Annotated in this window: 15 protein-coding genes; 9 read left to right on the forward strand and 6 right to left on the reverse strand. The window is 40.9% G+C overall.

Annotated elements, in window-relative coordinates; all coding sequences use genetic code 11:
• Positions 1–181: 181 nt before the first annotated feature.
• The 6 genes from NSQ62_RS04995 to NSQ62_RS05020 all read right to left on the reverse strand — a co-directional run bounded on the left by NSQ62_RS04995 (position 182) and on the right by NSQ62_RS05020 (position 8,261).
• Positions 182–1,333 carry an acyl-CoA dehydrogenase family protein gene (locus NSQ62_RS04995; RefSeq protein ID WP_341322829.1) on the reverse strand — a complete coding sequence of 384 codons (1,152 nt, stop codon included), beginning with the start codon at positions 1,331–1,333 and terminating at the stop codon, positions 182–184.
• Between the two features lie 11 nt (positions 1,334–1,344).
• Positions 1,345–2,193 (reverse strand): 3-hydroxyacyl-CoA dehydrogenase family protein, encoded by an 849-nt coding sequence (locus NSQ62_RS05000; RefSeq protein ID WP_341322830.1) that lies wholly within the window; start codon positions 2,191–2,193, stop codon positions 1,345–1,347.
• Between the two features lie 38 nt (positions 2,194–2,231).
• The gene (locus NSQ62_RS05005; RefSeq protein ID WP_341322831.1) at positions 2,232–3,749 is read right to left on the reverse strand and encodes an AMP-binding protein; all 1,518 of its coding nucleotides are present in this window, start codon (positions 3,747–3,749) and stop codon (positions 2,232–2,234) included.
• A 51-nt stretch (positions 3,750–3,800) separates the two neighbouring features.
• A complete protein-coding gene (locus NSQ62_RS05010) occupies positions 3,801–4,997 on the reverse strand; it encodes an acetyl-CoA C-acyltransferase (RefSeq protein ID WP_341322832.1) in 1,197 nt (398 codons plus the stop codon).
• A 2-nt stretch (positions 4,998–4,999) separates the two neighbouring features.
• Complete coding sequence (locus NSQ62_RS05015) at positions 5,000–6,694, reverse strand: class I adenylate-forming enzyme family protein (RefSeq protein WP_341322833.1); 1,695 nt, start codon at positions 6,692–6,694, stop codon at positions 5,000–5,002.
• Positions 6,695–6,836: 142 nt separating this feature from the next.
• On the reverse strand, positions 6,837–8,261 hold the full coding sequence (locus NSQ62_RS05020; RefSeq protein ID WP_341322834.1) for a carotenoid oxygenase family protein: 1,425 nt from the start codon (positions 8,259–8,261) through the stop codon (positions 6,837–6,839).
• Positions 8,262–8,594: 333 nt separating this feature from the next.
• Between NSQ62_RS05020 and NSQ62_RS05025 the strand changes: the two genes are divergently transcribed.
• The 9 genes from NSQ62_RS05025 to NSQ62_RS05065 all read left to right on the forward strand — a co-directional run bounded on the left by NSQ62_RS05025 (position 8,595) and on the right by NSQ62_RS05065 (position 17,753).
• Positions 8,595–9,929, forward strand: a complete 1,335-nt coding sequence (locus NSQ62_RS05025) for a sigma 54-interacting transcriptional regulator (protein WP_341322835.1) — start codon at positions 8,595–8,597, stop codon at positions 9,927–9,929.
• A gap of 50 nt (positions 9,930–9,979) precedes the next feature.
• Positions 9,980–10,888, forward strand: a complete 909-nt coding sequence (locus NSQ62_RS05030) for an alpha/beta hydrolase (RefSeq protein WP_341322836.1) — start codon at positions 9,980–9,982, stop codon at positions 10,886–10,888.
• 25 nt (positions 10,889–10,913) lie between these two features.
• Positions 10,914–12,200, forward strand: coding sequence for an RNA polymerase factor sigma-54 (gene rpoN / locus NSQ62_RS05035; protein ID WP_341322837.1), 1,287 nt, complete (start codon positions 10,914–10,916; stop codon positions 12,198–12,200).
• Between the two features lie 293 nt (positions 12,201–12,493).
• On the forward strand, positions 12,494–13,843 hold the full coding sequence (locus NSQ62_RS05040; protein ID WP_341322838.1) for a nodulation protein NfeD: 1,350 nt from the start codon (positions 12,494–12,496) through the stop codon (positions 13,841–13,843).
• Positions 13,840–14,841 carry a flotillin-like protein FloA gene (gene floA, locus NSQ62_RS05045; protein WP_341322839.1) on the forward strand — a complete coding sequence of 334 codons (1,002 nt, stop codon included), beginning with the start codon at positions 13,840–13,842 and terminating at the stop codon, positions 14,839–14,841. The genes NSQ62_RS05040 and floA overlap by 4 nt, the downstream gene beginning before the upstream one ends.
• A gap of 23 nt (positions 14,842–14,864) precedes the next feature.
• Positions 14,865–15,332 carry a hypothetical protein gene (locus NSQ62_RS05050; protein ID WP_341322840.1) on the forward strand — a complete coding sequence of 156 codons (468 nt, stop codon included), beginning with the start codon at positions 14,865–14,867 and terminating at the stop codon, positions 15,330–15,332.
• 125 nt (positions 15,333–15,457) lie between these two features.
• A complete protein-coding gene (locus NSQ62_RS05055; RefSeq protein WP_341322841.1) occupies positions 15,458–15,691 on the forward strand; it encodes an RNA methyltransferase in 234 nt (77 codons plus the stop codon).
• The gene (locus NSQ62_RS05060; protein ID WP_341323887.1) at positions 15,691–16,791 is read left to right on the forward strand and encodes a sporulation protein YqfD; all 1,101 of its coding nucleotides are present in this window, start codon (positions 15,691–15,693) and stop codon (positions 16,789–16,791) included. The genes NSQ62_RS05055 and NSQ62_RS05060 overlap by 1 nt, the downstream gene beginning before the upstream one ends.
• A 2-nt stretch (positions 16,792–16,793) precedes the next feature.
• The gene (locus tag NSQ62_RS05065; RefSeq protein WP_341322842.1) at positions 16,794–17,753 is read left to right on the forward strand and encodes a PhoH family protein; all 960 of its coding nucleotides are present in this window, start codon (positions 16,794–16,796) and stop codon (positions 17,751–17,753) included.
• The last annotated feature ends 77 nt before the right edge of the window (positions 17,754–17,830 follow it).

Below are 17,830 nucleotides of genomic sequence, written 5' to 3' on the forward strand. Positions count from 1 at the left end.
TTCATAACACGCAATTTTCAGATTCAATTGAGCATTCAAATGATATACCCCGCAGTTGCCTCAGAGCAATTGCGGGGTATTTGTGTTTATTAAGAAAATTATAAATTATCGCATTGCGGATAACTTTGCATATAGTTCCCTCTACGTCTAGGCTTAAAGGGCGCTTTAGCGCTTTTGGTCTTTATAAACCTAAATTCTTCGCGATGATTTGCTTCATAATTTCGTTTGTTCCTGCATAAATCGAACCTACTGCCACATCTCGGTAGCGTCTGGCGATTTCGTATTCTTCCATGTAACCAAAGCCGCCATGTAGCTGCATACAATCAATCGCAACTTGCTGCGCCATATCTGTAATCCACCATTTAGCCATGGATACTTCTGTGACAATGTCTTTGCCACTAATATGGTCTTGGACAAGCTGTTTGACAAAGGTATCACCGATTTTCACTTGCGTAGCCATTTCAGCGATTTTAAATTGGGTATTTTGGAATTTGCCAATTGGGCGACCAAAGGCAGTACGTTGTTTTACATAGTCCAATGTAATGTCGACCATGCGCTGTGCTTCGGCAATTGCGCCAATCGCTAACACTAAGCGCTCCTGTTGTAATTTTTGCATCATATAGTAAAAACCAAAGCCCTCATGACCAATTAAGTTTTCTTTCGGAACACGGGCATTTTCAAAAATGAGCTCCGATGTATCATTGGCGTGTTGGCCGATTTTTTTTAGTTTTTTTCCTTTTGTAAAGCCGGGAGTACCTGCTTCAATTGCAAGTAAACTTACCCCTTTATGAATCGGCTGTGCACTTGGATCGGTAATTAACGCAACGATGACTAAATCGGCTGAATAGCCATTTGTAATAAATGTTTTTTCGCCGTTTACAACATAATGATCCCCGTCTAAAATCGCAGTTGTTTTAATGCCTGCTAAATCGGAGCCAGCGCCTGGTTCTGTCATCGCAATCGCAGAAATAATTTCACCGTTCACCGCTTTAGGAAGCCAGCGCTGCTTTTGCTCAGGTGTTCCAAATTCATCGATATAAGGTATCACGACATCACTGTGCAAGCCAATCCCACCAATGCCAGCCCCAATTAATGATAATTCCTCATTAATGATAACTGAATAATTAAAATCTACGCCAGATCCTCCGTATTGCTCATCGGCCCATGGGCATAAAAAGCCTTGTTTCCCCATTTCTAACCAGAAGTCACGCGGAACTTGTTTATCTTCCTCCCACTGCTCGAAGTAGGGTGCGGCATGTTTCGATAAGAATTGACGTACAGATTTGCGGAAAATATCAAACTCGATCTTTTGTTCAACGTTTGTACTTTGCATGTAAATCCCTCCTATTGATAAGTGTAGAAGCCTTGTCCCGTTTTTCGTCCTAGCTGCCCATGAGCGAGCTTCTCTTTCAAAAGAGGGGATGGCTCTTTCACATCGTTATCTAACTCAAATTGTGTTTTTTGAATGGCATAAGCAGTATCAAGTCCAGTTAAATCCATTAACGCAAATGGTCCAATTGGATGATTTAATGCTTTTGTACAAGCGAGATCAATCTCTTCAACCGTTGCAACGCCTTCTTCTAATAAAAACATCGCTTCCTCCATTACCTTTGTTAAAATTCGGTTCGCAATAAAACCGGTAATTTCCTTTTGTAAAAGAAGAGGTGTTTTATGAATACGTTTCACAAAGTCGACTGCAGCTTGTGTCGTTTCATTCGATGTATGTGCACCTTTTACAACTTCTACAACCGCCATTAAAAATACAGGATTGAAAAAATGAAGGTTACACACTTTATCAGGGCGAGTTGTGCTAGATGCGAGCATCGAGCTCACAATCATCGAGCTATTCGTTGCTAAAATGGCATGAGGTGGTGCGAATTCATCTAGCTGCTGGAAAAGGTTTCTCTTAAGTGTTAAATCCTCAACAATCGCTTCAATCACCAAATCGGCTTGTTCTATAGCCTTAGATAGGGATGTTTCTAAAATTAAGTTGTCGTTTGCTTGGTCAAATTGAGTTTTGCTGAACAGTCCTTTTTTGATATATTTCTCCATTTGTTTGGCTAACTGTTGTTGGCTCGTTTGTAATCGCTGTTCATCCACATCGTATAAATGGACTTTGAAGCCTGCAAATGCTGCGCACAATGCGATTTGAGAACCCATTAAGCCAGCGCCAATCACACTAATTTGATTCATAAAGCACCTCCGTGAAATCGTATTTAACGTGTTCTTGATTAGAGAACTTCTTCACTTTTTTCTTTAAGTTGTTTACGTAAAGGGGTTTTTAAAATTTTCCCTGTCGCATTTTTTGGAAGTGCTTCTAAGAAGTAAAAAATTTGTGGCACTTTATATTTGGCGATATGTTCCTGGCAGTGGGCTTGTAATTCTTCTACAGTGACGGGTGTTTTTGTGACAACAAATGCGGCCACTTCTTCACCAAATACTTCATCGGGTTCACCTAAGACCGCACATTCTGCGATTGCAGGATGCGTATACAGTACTTCTTCGATTTCGCGAGGATAAATATTGTTACCTCCGCGGATAATGATGTCCTTTATGCGGTCGACGATATATACATTCCCGCGCGCATCTTGATAAGCTAAATCCCCTGAGTGTACCCAGCCATCACGAATTGTTTCGGCTGTCGCTTCTGGATTTTTATAATAGCCCATCATTGCACTGCGACCATTAAACACAATTTCACCGATTTCTCCTTGTGGCACATCGCGTCCGTCTGGTGTCACAATACGGAATCCAATGCCGTCTACAGGCAATCCTACTGAACCGGCAATTCGTTCACCGTTTAAAGGCTGGCACGTAATCATAACGGTTGCTTCTGTTTGGCCATACGCTTCTGCGACCGGAACACCGATACTATTTTGAATGCGCTCAATGATTTCGACCGGAATACTTGCCCCTCCAGAACCGAATAGACGAAGAGATGAATAATCGAATTCTTTTAGACGCGGTGACATCGTAAACATGGTGAACATTGTCGGCACGCCGTAAAATACAGTCGCTTTTACACGTTCAATTAATTCTAAAATCGCGTCTGGTATGAAGCGTTCCTCTAAATAAATTGTAGCGCCGTGGACTAAGGCAGCCCAAACTCCCGCCATTTTCGATAACGTATGGAAAATCGGGAGCACAACGATAATTCGGTCCTCTTCTAAAATGCCAAGCTCACGAATGAGTAAGGTTGTCATATTTGCTAAATTGTCATCGGATAGCATGACGCCTTTTGGATTACCGGTTGTCCCTGATGTATATAAAATTTGAGCAATCCCTTCTTCACCGCGTACATAAGGTACTGTAAGTGGTTCATGCTCCAGTAATTGATTCCATGTACAATGTGGATTGCTTTCGCTAAAATCAATTAATAAATCGGCTGTTGTTAAGGAAGCTTTTGTTTTATCAATCGTTGGCTGAATAAGCTCATGGTAAATAACAGCCTTCGTGTCAGCATTATTTAAAATATAGCTCAGCTCACGGTCGGTATATAGCGGGTTTACTGGAACAATTGTAGCGCCTGCTGCTAACACACCATAATACGAAATAATATATTGAGGGCAGTTTGGCATCAGTAGTGCCACATGTGAATTTGACGTAATACCTGCCTCAATTAGTCCACTTGCAAACTTCATTACTTGTTCCTTTAATTGACTATACGTAATTTGTTGATTTCGGAATACGATGGCAACTTTGTCTGGTAATCGATCAGCGGTTTCCAAAAATAATTCTGCACAATTCATAAAATTTCCTCCAGTTCAATTTTAATCGTCACAGTCTTTGCCGATGTTCCACTATAATTTTTCAATAATCATGGCCGTACCAACGCCACCACCACCACTCAATGTAATCAGTCCATATTTCCCGTTGCGGTAAGCCAGTTCATCTAATAGAGAACACATCATCATAGCTCCGGTTGCACCTAGTGCGTGGCCGGTTGCAATGACGCCGCCATTTGGGTTAAAGGTTTCCTCCGAGACTTGCCAATCTTGCATTGCTTTGACAGCGGTTGCGGCATAGGCTTCATAAAATTCAATGACATCCATATCCTCAAACGTAAGGTGACAGTTTTTTAATAATTTTTCAGCAGCTACTTGTCCTCCAAGTAAGAGCATTGGGTGTTCGGCAATCGACAATGTACCGATAATTTTTGCGATTGGTGGCTTGTTTAATTTTTTGGTAGCTGCTTCATTTCCAACGACTACTAATGCGGCACCATCAGCTAAACTAGGGGAGTTGCCAACATGGTGTACATGCTGGAACTCCGCTAATGTAGGTAATTCAGAAGCAATCATTTCTTTATGTTTTTTTGCAAGAAATGGTCCAAAACTAGGTTCTAATGCTGCAAGTGTTTCGAGCGAAGTGTTTTCGCGTATGAGCTCGTCATGTGCAAGGATGGTTTCGTCATTTAGAGAAACAGGTACTATGGAAGATTGGAAACGATTTTCTTGTTGTGCTTTGTTCGCTAATTGATGGGAACGTACGGCATAGGCATCGAGTTGTGTTCGGTTAATGTTGCCAAGCTCAGCCATTAAATCTGCAGAAACGCCCATGTGTAAAAATTTTGACTGCTCACTCACATGTGATTGTGAAAACCAGGACCCTTCGTCACTAAACATCGGGACACGAGAAACCGACTCAACGCCGCCCGCAACGATAACTTGCTGACTTGCGCTATGGACTTTGCTTGCTGCAATCGAAATGGCATCTAACCCCGAGGTACAAAATCGATTAATTGTCATACCAGGGACGGAGTAGGGAAGTCCTGCATAGGTAACTGCCGTTTTTGCCACGTTCGCACCTTGCTCTTTAATTTGTGTGACACAACCTAAAATGACATCTTCTAAAACGTTTGGAAGCGTGCTATTGCGATTTTGTAAGGCGTTTAAAAGTATTGTGACTAATTCAATTGGTTCAACGTCGTGTAATGAGCCATTTTTTCGGGTGGATCCTCTCGGTGTTCGAACCGCATCGTAAATATAAGCATCCATATTTATGCACCAACTTCCTCGTCTGTTAGTTGGTCGATTAGGGCTGATTTCATCACTTTTCCAACGGCATTACGTGGGAGTGCATTCACAATCATCAATTTCTCAGGGAGCTTAAAGGAAGCGATTTTTTTATCGATTAGTAGGGTCTTTACATCTTCTAAAGTAATCATTTGTCCTTCTGCGACGACAATGCAGGCGCAGCTAATTTCGCCGTGTGTTCGATGTGGATGGGGAATAACCGCTACTTCAACAACACTAGGGTGCTCCTGAATAATTTCTTCAATTTCTAGTGGTGAAATTTTCATTCCAGAACGGACAATAATATCTTTTAATCGACCAACAACACGGTAATAACGATCTTCCCCATTTTCATGGATGATTTCGAATAAATCACCGCTACGGAAATATCCCTCTGCATCAAACGCTTTTTCGTTAATTTCGGGCGCTTGCCAATAACCTGAAAATACACCTGGGCCACGGATAAGTAATTCTCCCGGGTGATTTGGTTCTGTTATTTCTTCCCCACTTTCTACATCGATTAACTTACTTTCCACCATTTTTCCAACACGATTATGCCAAGTTAATTCTTTTGGTCCAAAGCGCGGTAAATAGATGGAACGAAGCTGTGGATCTGGTACGTCTTCGGCATCACTTAAAAATGTTGCGCCTTCATTTGACCCGAAATAGTTGATTAAATCCACTCCGTGACTGTCCTTCCATGAATGGATGAGCCAAGGTGTAATTGGAGCAGAACCTGTGCCAATTGCGCGTAATGCAGAAATATCAATATTTGATAGAATCGCTTGGTTTTTAATCATCATCGTTAATAATGATGGGGGAACAAGTGTGTACGTAATGCGTTCTGATCCAATTTGAGCTAAAAATGTTGGGAAATCAAACGGGTGATGGAGTACAAGTGTACCGCCAGTGACAACCCAAGGAACTAAAACCCCACCAATTCCGGCCATATTTACAAGTGGAAACGTTAATAAAATCCGGTCATCTGCAGAAAGTTTGGCGGCGTCAACACTCGCATACGCACTAACGAGCCATTCATTATGGCTTCTTGGTACACCTTTAGGTTTTCCTTCTGTACCAGAAGTCCAGCAGATGGTAAAAATATCGTTTGCTGTAACGTCTACATTCGGCAATTCGTGAATAGGCTGCTGTTCAAAATCGATGAACACACTCACTTCGCTAGCCCCATCAAATGTAAAAATTGTGTTCAAAGAGGGTACCTGATCTTGCAATTTCGCATACATCTCAGCATACTGCCGGTCATTAATTTGCTGCATGGTTACAACGGCTTTTGCGTTGAGTGCTTGCAGAAGTTGCAGGCATTCAAATTCTCGATATTGAATTGGAATCGGGCTTGAAATGGCACCAACTTTTAAAATCGCAAAATAGCTAATGACGAGTTCAACAACGTTTGGTAGTTGAATCGCGACGATATCATCTTTGCCAATACCTTGCTCGTTTAGGGCGCTTGCCACTTGGTCGATTTTTTGTTGCAGCTGTTCGTACGTTAATGAAAGTAAAGGTGTATTACATAAAGTAGCTTTGTTTAATGGATCGATTACCGCTGTTTTAGTCGGTGAACTTTCAACGAACTGTTGTAAATAATGTTGAACGGTTTTTGTACCCCACCAGCCTTTTTCTGTGTAATCCTTCATTTTTTCTTCTGTTGTCAGAATCATACGTATGCTCCTTTATTCATAGTGTCTAGGCATTCGCGCCAGCTGCCCGAGGCTCACACGATGTGAGTCATGTCGGTCATGCCACACGGATGTGGCGTACTGACCGACGCGCAGCTAAAAGGGCGCGAATACGCGTTCCTAATTATTCAGCATATAAGCTTTCACCGTTTACCCAGGTTGCGTGGAAGCCCATTGGTATACGCTGTGGAATTTCAAGTCGTGCAATCGGCCCGAGATCAAAGTTTTTTGCGTCTAAAATAATTAATTCGGAACGATTGTGATGTTGATCGAACACGTACGTAATTAAGTAACCATCATCTTCTGATGTTGCATTTGGACGTGGAGCATAGGCGCCTTCTGTACCGAAACGCCCTGGCCCAAACTCATAGCGTGTAGATTGTCCCGTCCACGTATCATATTTCGCAACCCCATCAAATTCGAGTGTGCGCCCATTTGTAATACACACATTATAGGAATAGCGAGATTTTAAACCCGAATAGTCTAAATTGATAACAGGGAATTCTGTATTTGCATCACATAGCTCATATTCTTTAACGGCACCGGTTTTTAAATTAAATCGCCAGCAATGCATTTGCGCGTCTAATCGCAAAAATGCGAGCATTCGTTCAAGTGGCCCGTCTTCTTTTGAATTTGGTGGTTCTGGCTCTTTTACGCGACAGCACACCATGACCACTTCATCGCCTTCTTCCCAGGCATTGACGACGTGGTAAATGTAGCAGGGAGACGATTCGAACCATTTGATTTCTTCGGCGCTCCCATAGCGAGGAATAATACCAAAACGGCTTGGGAGTTCACGGAAAAATTTTGATTTGTAATAGCCGAGCTTTGCTGCTTCAGGATCATTGAACAACGGTAAATCCATTAAAATCGAATAGTTTTTCGTAATAGCCATATCATGTGGTAGTCTTGGACCCGGTAATTCAATGGGTACACAATGTACGAGTTCACCTGTTGCTGAAGCCACCCCATACATCATGTATGGATACGTATGACCGTAGTCAAAGAATAGAAATTCACCTGTTTGTTCATCTACTTTTGAATGGGCAGATACATTGCATTGCAGTTGGCCCCCGAAATCTTCTATGCCGATGGTTTCAAGCGTGCGGGCATCTACTTTATACGGTTGTCCAGCGCGATACCAAAGGCTTAATAAATTGCCGTTGTGGAATACAACATCAGTATTGGATGTGTTTTTTTCCTTTTCAAAATACGGGTTATTCTTTTTGTTTTCGAGCAACCCAGTCCAAATGGCGCGTTCTTCAATAGCTTCATGTTGGAACCCTTTTGTTTGAACATAGCGGTTACGATAACTCACTTTTCCTTCATTAAAGTAAACACCGTGCAGCATGCCATCTCCGTCAAACCAGTGATAGCGCCCATTCGGTTCATGCTTTGGATTGGGGCCATTGCGAATATACGCACCGTAAATATCATTTGGCACCTGTCCCTCGATAACCGTTAATTGCTCAACAAATAACTCATCCTTTGCTGGACCGTATAAGTTTTCCTCGTAATAAGGATTATGGAACGACATTTCTCGTACCATCACCATTCCTCCTCTTAATAAACAATATTATTTAGTAGTGTAATCAATGCATGTTAGATGTTTCTTCGGTAATTGGTGCTTAGTATCTGTTATTAGCTGACTGCCCTCATGACAACTGAAAATTGCTCATTCTCATGAGGGCGTCCTCCTTTCATCGCTTTACTATTAGTCTCGCAAAAACTGTGCCAATTAAAAAAGATAGATAAAAAAATTTAAAAATAAGGATAATTTCGAGTTAAATAGCGGAATTTTCTGTAAAATGAAACGTATATTACTAGTAGTTTGATGAAAAAAGGAATCGGTGATGAAAATATTCATCAAGGGGGGCGTGATATGATGTTTGATCAATTGGCGGCGCAGTATAGTTATGATGGATTATGTGTATTGGATAAGGATGGAACCGGGCTCTATATGAATCCAGCGGCAGCAGCAATTTGTAATTATTCAATTGAGGAGTTTGTCGGTCATAATATTAATGAAGCGGTAAAAAAAGGTGAAATTAGTGATTCGGTTACCTCATTAGTCGCTAGAAAACGGCAAGTGATTACGAAAATTATTAATATTCGTGGTGTAGATGTTCTTATTACAGGAACGCCTCTTTTAAATGAGGATGGCACCGTGTCTAAAGTAATCTTGAATGTTCGTGATATTTATGAGTTAAATAACCTGAAAATGGACCAATTGCTGTCAATAGCTTTAAAAAATAGACAAGCAGTTGTAGATGAATTTCCGCTAGATCCATTACCTGATTTGGAGCATATTGTGGCGAAAAGTAAAGCGTTTCGCAATGTGATCAAACTGATTCTTCGTATTACGAAAGTCGATTCCACCGTCTATTTGCGCGGTGAATCGGGAGTTGGCAAGGAAGTGGTTGTGAATTTATTACATCAGTATAGTGCGCGTGCAAATAAGCCGCTTATTAAAGTAAATTGTTCAGCCATTCCTGCGCCGCTGCTTGAAGCAGAATTATTTGGATATGAGAAAGGAGCGTTTACCGGAGCGGATCAACGCGGTAAGCCTGGTCTGTTTGAACAAGCGGATGGAGGTACGATTCTTTTAGATGAAATCGGGGATATGCCGCTCGATTTACAAGCAAAAATTTTACGTGTGCTTCAAGAGCATGAAGTAATGCGTATTGGTGGTCGTCAAACGATTCCGCTAAACATTCGCGTTGTGTCAGCGACGAACAAAGATTTACATGAGCTCGTAAAGGAAGGTAAATTCCGTCTTGATTTGTATTATCGCTTAAATATTGTGCCGATTGAAATACCCCCACTTCGAGAGCGCAAGGAAGATATCGCACCGCTTGCCTATTATTTTTTACAAAAGAAAAATGCAAAATATCATTTGAATGTGAAATTTGCACCCGGCACAATTCATTTGTTTTCAGACTATGATTGGCCAGGGAATGTTCGTGAAATGGAAAACATGATCGAGCGATTAGTAGTCATGTCCGAAAATAACGAAATTAGTTGGAGTGATTTGCCGTTTATTCATGAACAGCCACATAAGATCTTACAAAAACCATTAAAGGAATTGCTGTTAGAGATTGAACATAAAATTATACTTGAAAAGATGCAGCAATATAAAACGACTAGAAAAACAGCGGAAGTATTAGGCATTAGTCAATCCGCACTCGTAAAAAAGTTACAGCGCTTCGATCGCTAAGTTGTAGTTGGCATCAAACTTGCGTAGTAGTTTGCAAGGAGGGATGTCCTGTGAAAAAAGAAGATGTGACATTCAAAAGTGAAGGTAAAAATTGTGCTGCTCACTTATATATGCCAGAAAATTTATCAAAGGCTGCACCTGCAATTGTGATGGCGCATGGCTTTAGTTTAGTAAAGGAAGTTTTTTTAGAGCGCTATGCACAGCTATTTTGTGAAAATGGTTTTATTGTTTTGGTGTTTGATTATCGAAACTTTGGAGAGAGCGAGGGCGATCATCGTCAGCATCTTGAGCCATATGAACAAATCAAAGATTATCGTAATGCCATTACGTGGGTAAGCACTTTACCTGAGGTGAATGAAGAACAAATCGGCATTTGGGGAACATCCTATAGTGGCGGTCATGTCCTGCATATTGCGGCAGTTGATCGCCGCGTGAAGGCGGTTGTAGCCCAGGTTCCAACAATTAATGGACGGAAAGGTGCCGCTCGGAAAATGGGTTATGACCAATTAGCATCCTTTGTTGAAAAGCTCGAAAGCGACCGAATTCAGCGCTACTTTACAGAAAAACAGCAGATGCTACCGGTTGTTTCACTACATGAGCCTTGTGCACAGCCTCACCCAGATGCCTTTGATTGGTTTATGAAGGCGTCGAAAATGGCACCAACCTGGAAAAATGAAATTACCTTACAATCGATGGAACATTATTTAGAATATACCCCAGCGAGTTTAATGGAGTTTATTTCACCTACTCCATTATTAATGATTGCAGCTATGGAAGATGGCATTACCCCGCCAGACTTGATTATTGAAGCGTATGAAGAGTGGGCAAATGAACCAAAGGAATTATTGCAGCTTCCTGGTGGGCATTTTGATGTTTATGATGGCTTTACGTTTAAGCAAGCGAGTGAAGGCGCATTAAATTGGTTTTTACAGCATTTAACCGTCACTGCTGTAAGCTAGCTAAAATCAGAACAGGAGGATGCTTATGCAAATGGACATCCAAATTTCAAATGAATTAAAGCAAGTGATGACGATGGGCGCAATTTTTCATTTAGAAATGCTGCAACTAACAAATGAGGAACTAGCCAGCTTGGTTGCAGAGAAAGCGCTAGAAAATCCACTGTTAGAGGTGAATGCACCTGCCTTTGATTCTACGGATAAGTTACGGCCTCAAATTAGTAATGGTCACAGAGAATTTTTAGTGCAGCAAGATACAGTAAAAGATTATTTGTGGGAGCTAATTCCGTTAAAAATGGATCTCTCGCAGGAGAAAAAACGCGTACTAAATTTTCTAATCAATCATTTAGATGAGCATCTTTTTTTACGAATCGAAGCGCAAGAGGTGTATGCACAATTATCCGTATCAGTAGAGGTAGTAACTGAGTGCATCGAAATTTTGCGAAGTTTAGAGCCATTTGGGTTAGCGAGTAAAAACAGTCCACACTTTTTAGAGCGTCAAATCCAAGTAGACCAAGAGGCGCCACCATTTGCGCTTGTTTTTATTCAACAGGAGCTAAACGCAATTGCCGAGTTGAATATCCCATATTTAATGAAAAAATATCAGCTGTCCAAGCAACATGTGCTAACAACCATTCAATACATCAAAAAGCTCCAACCATTTCCGCGTCTCCCAACATTGCAGGAACGCACGGTCTATATTATTCCAGATGTAGAAATAACGAAAATTTACGGCAATTGGCATGTACGCTTGGATGCTACATTCATTCCAAAAGTGACGGTAAATGAGGGTTACATCGAGTTATTAAAACAGCAATCGCACTTGCAAGATTATTTACAGCATTTGATAAAAGAGGCCAAACTGTTAGTGGAGGGAATAGAAGAACGTACAAAAACCATCAATCGAATTATGCATTGGCTCATTGAAAAACAGCATTTGTTTCTTGAAACTGGGCAAGCAGGGATGATTCCTTTGCGATTAATCGATGCAGCAAATGCGTTAAATTTACATGAGTCTACGATTAGTCGAGCGATTCGAAATAAATATGTGAAAACACCTTACGGAATATTCCTGTTTAAGGGGTTTTTCCCAAAAGGGATCAATTATAACGGCCAACCAAATGCAACAAGTGATTGGATTAAAGACAGGATTCAGCAACTGATTGCATCAGAAAATTCGGCAAATCCATTATCAGATCAGCAGCTTATGGACTCACTGAGGCAGGAACAAATTCAAATATCTAGAAGAACCGTTGCGAAATACCGAGAAAGTTTATTGATTCCTAATTCAACTAAACGTGCTTATTCAAAGTAAAGTGAGACGATGCTGGAACAAAGCAAATCCAAATGCTCCCTCTACAAATCACATACAAGATTTGTAGGGAGAGTTCAATTAGTAGCATAAGACAAGTATCCTGTATGAAAGGAAGAAAATTCGTGAATTATAGAGAATATATACCTAAAATTGCGCAAATAACGTATACTTTAATTAGCGGTTGAAAAAGGTTTTCAACAAATCCAGTTTTTTGTTGCCTTTTTGAAACTTTTTGGTGGCTGACCCGTATAGATATTGTACATACAAAACAAAGCTAAAGAGAGGTGAACAAATTGAGACGAACGAAAGTGTTTAGTTGGCTCTTTTTAATGATGATGTCACTGGTTTTAGTTTTCCCTTCAGTAACAGCCTTCGCAAAAAGCACAGTTTATGAAATTTCCATCCATAATGAAGTTGAAAAAGGGCTACTTCAACATTTAAAGCGTGGATTTGATGAAGCAAAGCAACAAAATGCTGAAGCAATCATTTTAAATATGCATACACCAGGTGGCTTTGTTAATGCCGCAACAGATATTGGCAAGCTAATAGATGAAACAGACATACCAGTCATTGCCTTTATCAATTCAAATGCGATTTCAGCAGGCGCGTATATTGCACTGCACGCCGATCAAATTTATATGACACCAGGCGCTACAATGGGCGCTGCTGCTGTGATTGATGCTTCTGGTAATACGGCAGGGGAAAAAGCAGAAAGTGCATGGCTAGCGCAGATGACCGCCGCTGCAAAAAATTCTGGGCCTAATCCAGAAGGGCGTAATCCGAAATTTGCACAGTCCATGGTGATTGATACAATTGATTTATCAGAATTCCGTGCACCAGTAGGAAAACTGTTAACATTAACAGCGGATGACGCACTAAAAGTGGGGTACTCGGAAGGAACAGTTGCTTCAATGAGCGAGCTTTTACAGGTATTAAAGTTAGAAAATAGCGAAGTAGTATCCGTTGAACAAACATTCTCTGAAAAGCTAGCGCGTTTCATTACCAATCCAATTATCGTGCCAATTTTGCTATCGATTGCGAGTATTGGCTTAGTCGTTGAATTATATTCGCCGGGCTTTGGTGTTCCAGGTACAATGGGGTTAGCTTCACTTGGGATGTTCTTTTTTGGACATATGGTCGCTGGTTTTGCAGGCTATGAAACATTGATTGTATTTGCAATCGGACTCAGTTTAATCATTGCCGAACTATTTGTTCCGGGTGGGATCATCGGAATCATTGGTGGTGCACTGATCATCGGGAGTTTACTTTTTGCAGGGGAAAGCTTTGTCCATATGGCATATTCAATATTAATCGCAATGATAATTGCTGGTTTAGGAATGGTGATACTTATGAAATTCTTCGGAAAAAAACTTCATCTGTTCAATCGTCTCGTATTAAAAGACGCGACAACAACAGAAGAAGGGTACGTATCGAATACAAACCGAGTTGAATTAATCGGCAAGCAAGGTACATCGATTACACCTTTACGTCCATCAGGTACGATTTTTATTACGAATGAGCGTCTTGATGTTGTGACGGAAGGTAGCTATGTCGATGCGAGTAAAACAGTAGAAGTGGTAAAAGTAGAAGGCTCGCGCATTGTTGTGCGAGAAATTAAAGAAAAAGGTGGAGAAGCACTATGATGTTTGATGCAGCAGCAATTTCCCTAATTATTGGGATTGTAATCGTCTTTCTTATTTTAGCTGTATTCTTTACATTTGTTCCAGTTGCACTATGGATTAGCGCACTGGCAGCAGGTGTAAAAGTAAGTATTTTCACATTAATCGGGATGCGCTTACGTCGCGTAATTCCTTCACGTATCGTGAATCCGTTAATTAAAGCACATAAAGCGGGCATTGACGTAACAATTAACCAATTAGAGTCACATTACTTAGCAGGTGGTAATGTTGACCGCGTAGTAAACGCATTAATCGCAGCGCACCGTGCCAATATTGAGTTAACATTTGAACGTGCAGCAGCAATCGACTTAGCTGGACGTGACGTATTAGAAGCGGTACAAATGTCGGTAAACCCTAAAGTAATCGAAACGCCATTTATTGCCGGTGTTGCGATGAACGGGATTGAAGTAAAAGCAAAAGCACGTATTACGGTTCGTGCCAACTTAGACCGCTTAGTCGGTGGTGCGGGTGAAGAAACAATTGTAGCCCGTGTTGGTGAAGGGATTGTCTCAACACTCGGTTCATCTGAATCGCATTCAAAAGTGTTAGAAAACCCAGACTTAATTTCTCAAACGGTCCTTTCAAAAGGCTTAGATTCTGGTACGGCTTTTGAAATCTTATCGATCGATATCGCAGACGTTGATATCGGTAAAAACATCGGTGCCGAGCTTCAAATTGAGCAAGCACAAGCGGATAAAAACATCGCGCAGGCAAAAGCTGAAGAACGTCGTGCGATGGCCGTTGCAACTGAGCAGGAAATGGTCGCACGCGTACAAGAAATGAAAGCAAAAGTAGTAGAAGCAGAGGCGGAAGTTCCAATGGCTCTTGCAGAAGCTTTACGCTCAGGCAATTTCGGGATTATGGATTATATGAACTACAAAAATATTCAAGCAGATACATCGATGCGTGATTCGATTTCAAAGGCATCAAATCTTGATAAGCCTGAACAAGGCAACAAATAATCGAGGAAGGGAGTGAGCACTAAATGGAAGGTCTTATTATTATGCTGGTAATGATTGCGATTAGTTCGTTGTTTAACAAAGCTAAAAACAAAGAGCAGCCAAACAAGCAGCAACCGAAACAAATGCCACCATTTAGCAGTCAACCTGCTCCTCGAACACAACAAACACGTCCAAATACGCGTACGCAAAACCGACCTAAAACGTTGGAGGATTTTGCAAGTGAAGTATTTGGACAGCTAAATGAAAAAGCGAAGCCGCTTGTGCAAAAGGTAGAAGAGCCAATTGAACTTGAGCTACCACAAGAAGTACCTGTACAAGTAAAAGAACGTCAGACAATGGCACAGTCAACGCGAAAACTGACAGATCGCCCGCTTGTTGAAAAACTAAAGCAGCAATCGGAAGGTTTACAAGTTGTTCCACAAAACAATAAAGAGCTGATGCAAGCGATTGTAATGGCAGAAATATTGGGTCCGCCAAAATCTCGTCGTTAATCTTGGAAGAGTATGTTGAATGTATGTTCAGCATGCTCTTTTTCTTAGATTGGTGAATTCCAAAAAATAATACGTTCATGCCTCTTTTATTCAACGCATATAGTGAATAAAGGGGGCTTTTTGTTGTGAAAAAATTATTTGAAACGCAAAATCAGCTGACAATAAAGCAATTTCAGCAGTTACTATTTGATGGCGCTTATACAATTGAACAAATCGCCGATCAACGTTATGCATGTCACAACGAGCAATTTCGCATACTAATTGAAGCAAAGAAAATTGATGTCCAGTATTTATACGATTCCGGGTTTTTAGTGGATTGTCACACACTACAAAAACTTGTGATTGAACGGATTACGTGATGAATCGTAATGTCATTATTATTTCGACAAAACATAATGCTGCCACATCGCAACTGTTACAACAGCTAAAAGCACAACGAATCCCTATTCGAAAATTGACTTTTCAAAAAGAGCAATTAACGTTTGAAATGGATTATCACCATTTACGGGCTTTACGTAGAATTCGTAAACGCTATCAACTGAAGCTGAAAATTCGCTACAAGGCACCTCATAAAATTCTTCAACGAAATGGCGTCACCCTTGTTGGGGTACTACTGTTAGTTATTATTCCGTTTGTCTTAGCACAATTTATTTGGCAAGTACAAACAGAGGCAGAGACCATTGAGCTAGAGGACACAATGGACAACTACTTGAAAAATGAAATGGAGTTAGAGCTACCCGTTTATAAGGGGAAATTTTATTCGGATAATGAATTGCGCCAGCAGTTAATGGAACAGTTTCGGCAATTTTCTTGGGTACATATTATGAAGCAGGGGGGGAAGGTGACCATTTCGCCACAATTAGCACCGAAAGAAACGCCAAAAATGGACCAAATTTTAAATCAACATTTAATTGCTTCAAATAGTGGGGTCATTACCCATTTTGACATTGAGCGTGGTATAAGGAAAGTCGTACCGAATATGACAGTATATAAGGGAGATACGCTTGTATCAGGCGTACTAATGCGCGATGATGAAGTATTTGTTGTAGGGGCGCAGGGTGAAGTGTTTGCCGATTACTGGCTTGAAACCACTTTTTCCATTCCAAAAACGATTCACATGCAGGTGTTAGATGAGGTTGGCTGGCATGTGCAGGTGAATTGGAAGCAACTAGGTAAAAGCGTCGAGCAACTGTCGATTCAACCGTTAAAGGAGCTCATTACACGCGAGCCTTACCGCGTATTTCATGAACAAACGGAAACAATCAGTGAACAGGATATTGAAAAAGTAATTTTGCCATTATTACATGAAAAAATGATTCGTTCATTGCCACTGAAATCGACTATTAAATCGGAAAAACTTTTGCACGTCTACGCCGATGATGATACAGTAAAGGGGAAAGTCCTATATTTGGTAAATGAAAACATTGCAACACCACATCCAATTCATCAAGGAGAATGATTATGTCACAAAACTATATCGAGCTTCAAATCGACAATCCCAATGAAGCGGTCATGCTGTTAGGAATGTCAGATGCAAATATAACATTAATCGAAGAAACGTATGGGATTCAAATTATCACGCGTGGTGAAGTCATTCAAATCGCGGGTGGACAGGTAGAAAACAAAAAGCATGCCTATGACGTATTAGCAGCGCTGTTAAAGGTCATTCGTAAAAACATTAATATTGATCAACGAGATGTCGCAACAGCAATTGAAATGGCCAATAAAGGCACAATTGAGTATTATGCAGAACTGTATGATGAAGAGATTGCACGTAATACGAAAGGCAAGCCAATTCGAGCGAAAACAATCGGACAACGTGAGTATATCCGAGCGATTCGTCACAAGGATTTAATTTTTGGTATTGGTCCAGCGGGTACGGGGAAAACGTATTTAGCGGTTGTGATGGCAACGCAAGCCTTAAAAAATGGTCATGTGAAGCGTATTATTTTAACGCGTCCTGCAGTTGAAGCAGGGGAGTCTCTAGGATTTTTACCAGGGGATTTAAAGGAAAAGGTCGATCCGTATTTACGCCCGTTATACGACGCCCTGCACGATATTTACGGGCAGGAGCAAACACAGCGTCTTATTGAACGTGGCACGATTGAAATTGCACCACTTGCCTACATGCGCGGCCGTACATTAGACGATGCATTCGTTATTTTAGATGAAGCACAAAACACAACACATCAGCAAATGAAGATGTTTTTAACGCGCTTAGGCTTTGGCTCAAAAATGGTCATTACAGGGGATAAAACGCAAATTGACTTACCGAAAAACAGGGAGTCAGGTCTGATTATCGCAGAACGCACGTTAAAATATGTGAAGGATATCCACTTCCAAATTTTAGAACAAGGCGATGTAGTGAGACACCCATTAGTAGCCAGAGTTATTCAAGCTTATACAGAACAAGAATTATAAGCACCACCATCCAATTCTAATGCGAGTTGGGTGGTTTTTTGTGCATAAAGTCAATTATTTGAAAAACATACAACCTT

It is taken from the genome of Solibacillus sp. FSL H8-0523, from assembly GCF_038051985.1.
GTDB lineage: Bacteria > Bacillota > Bacilli > Bacillales_A > Planococcaceae > Solibacillus.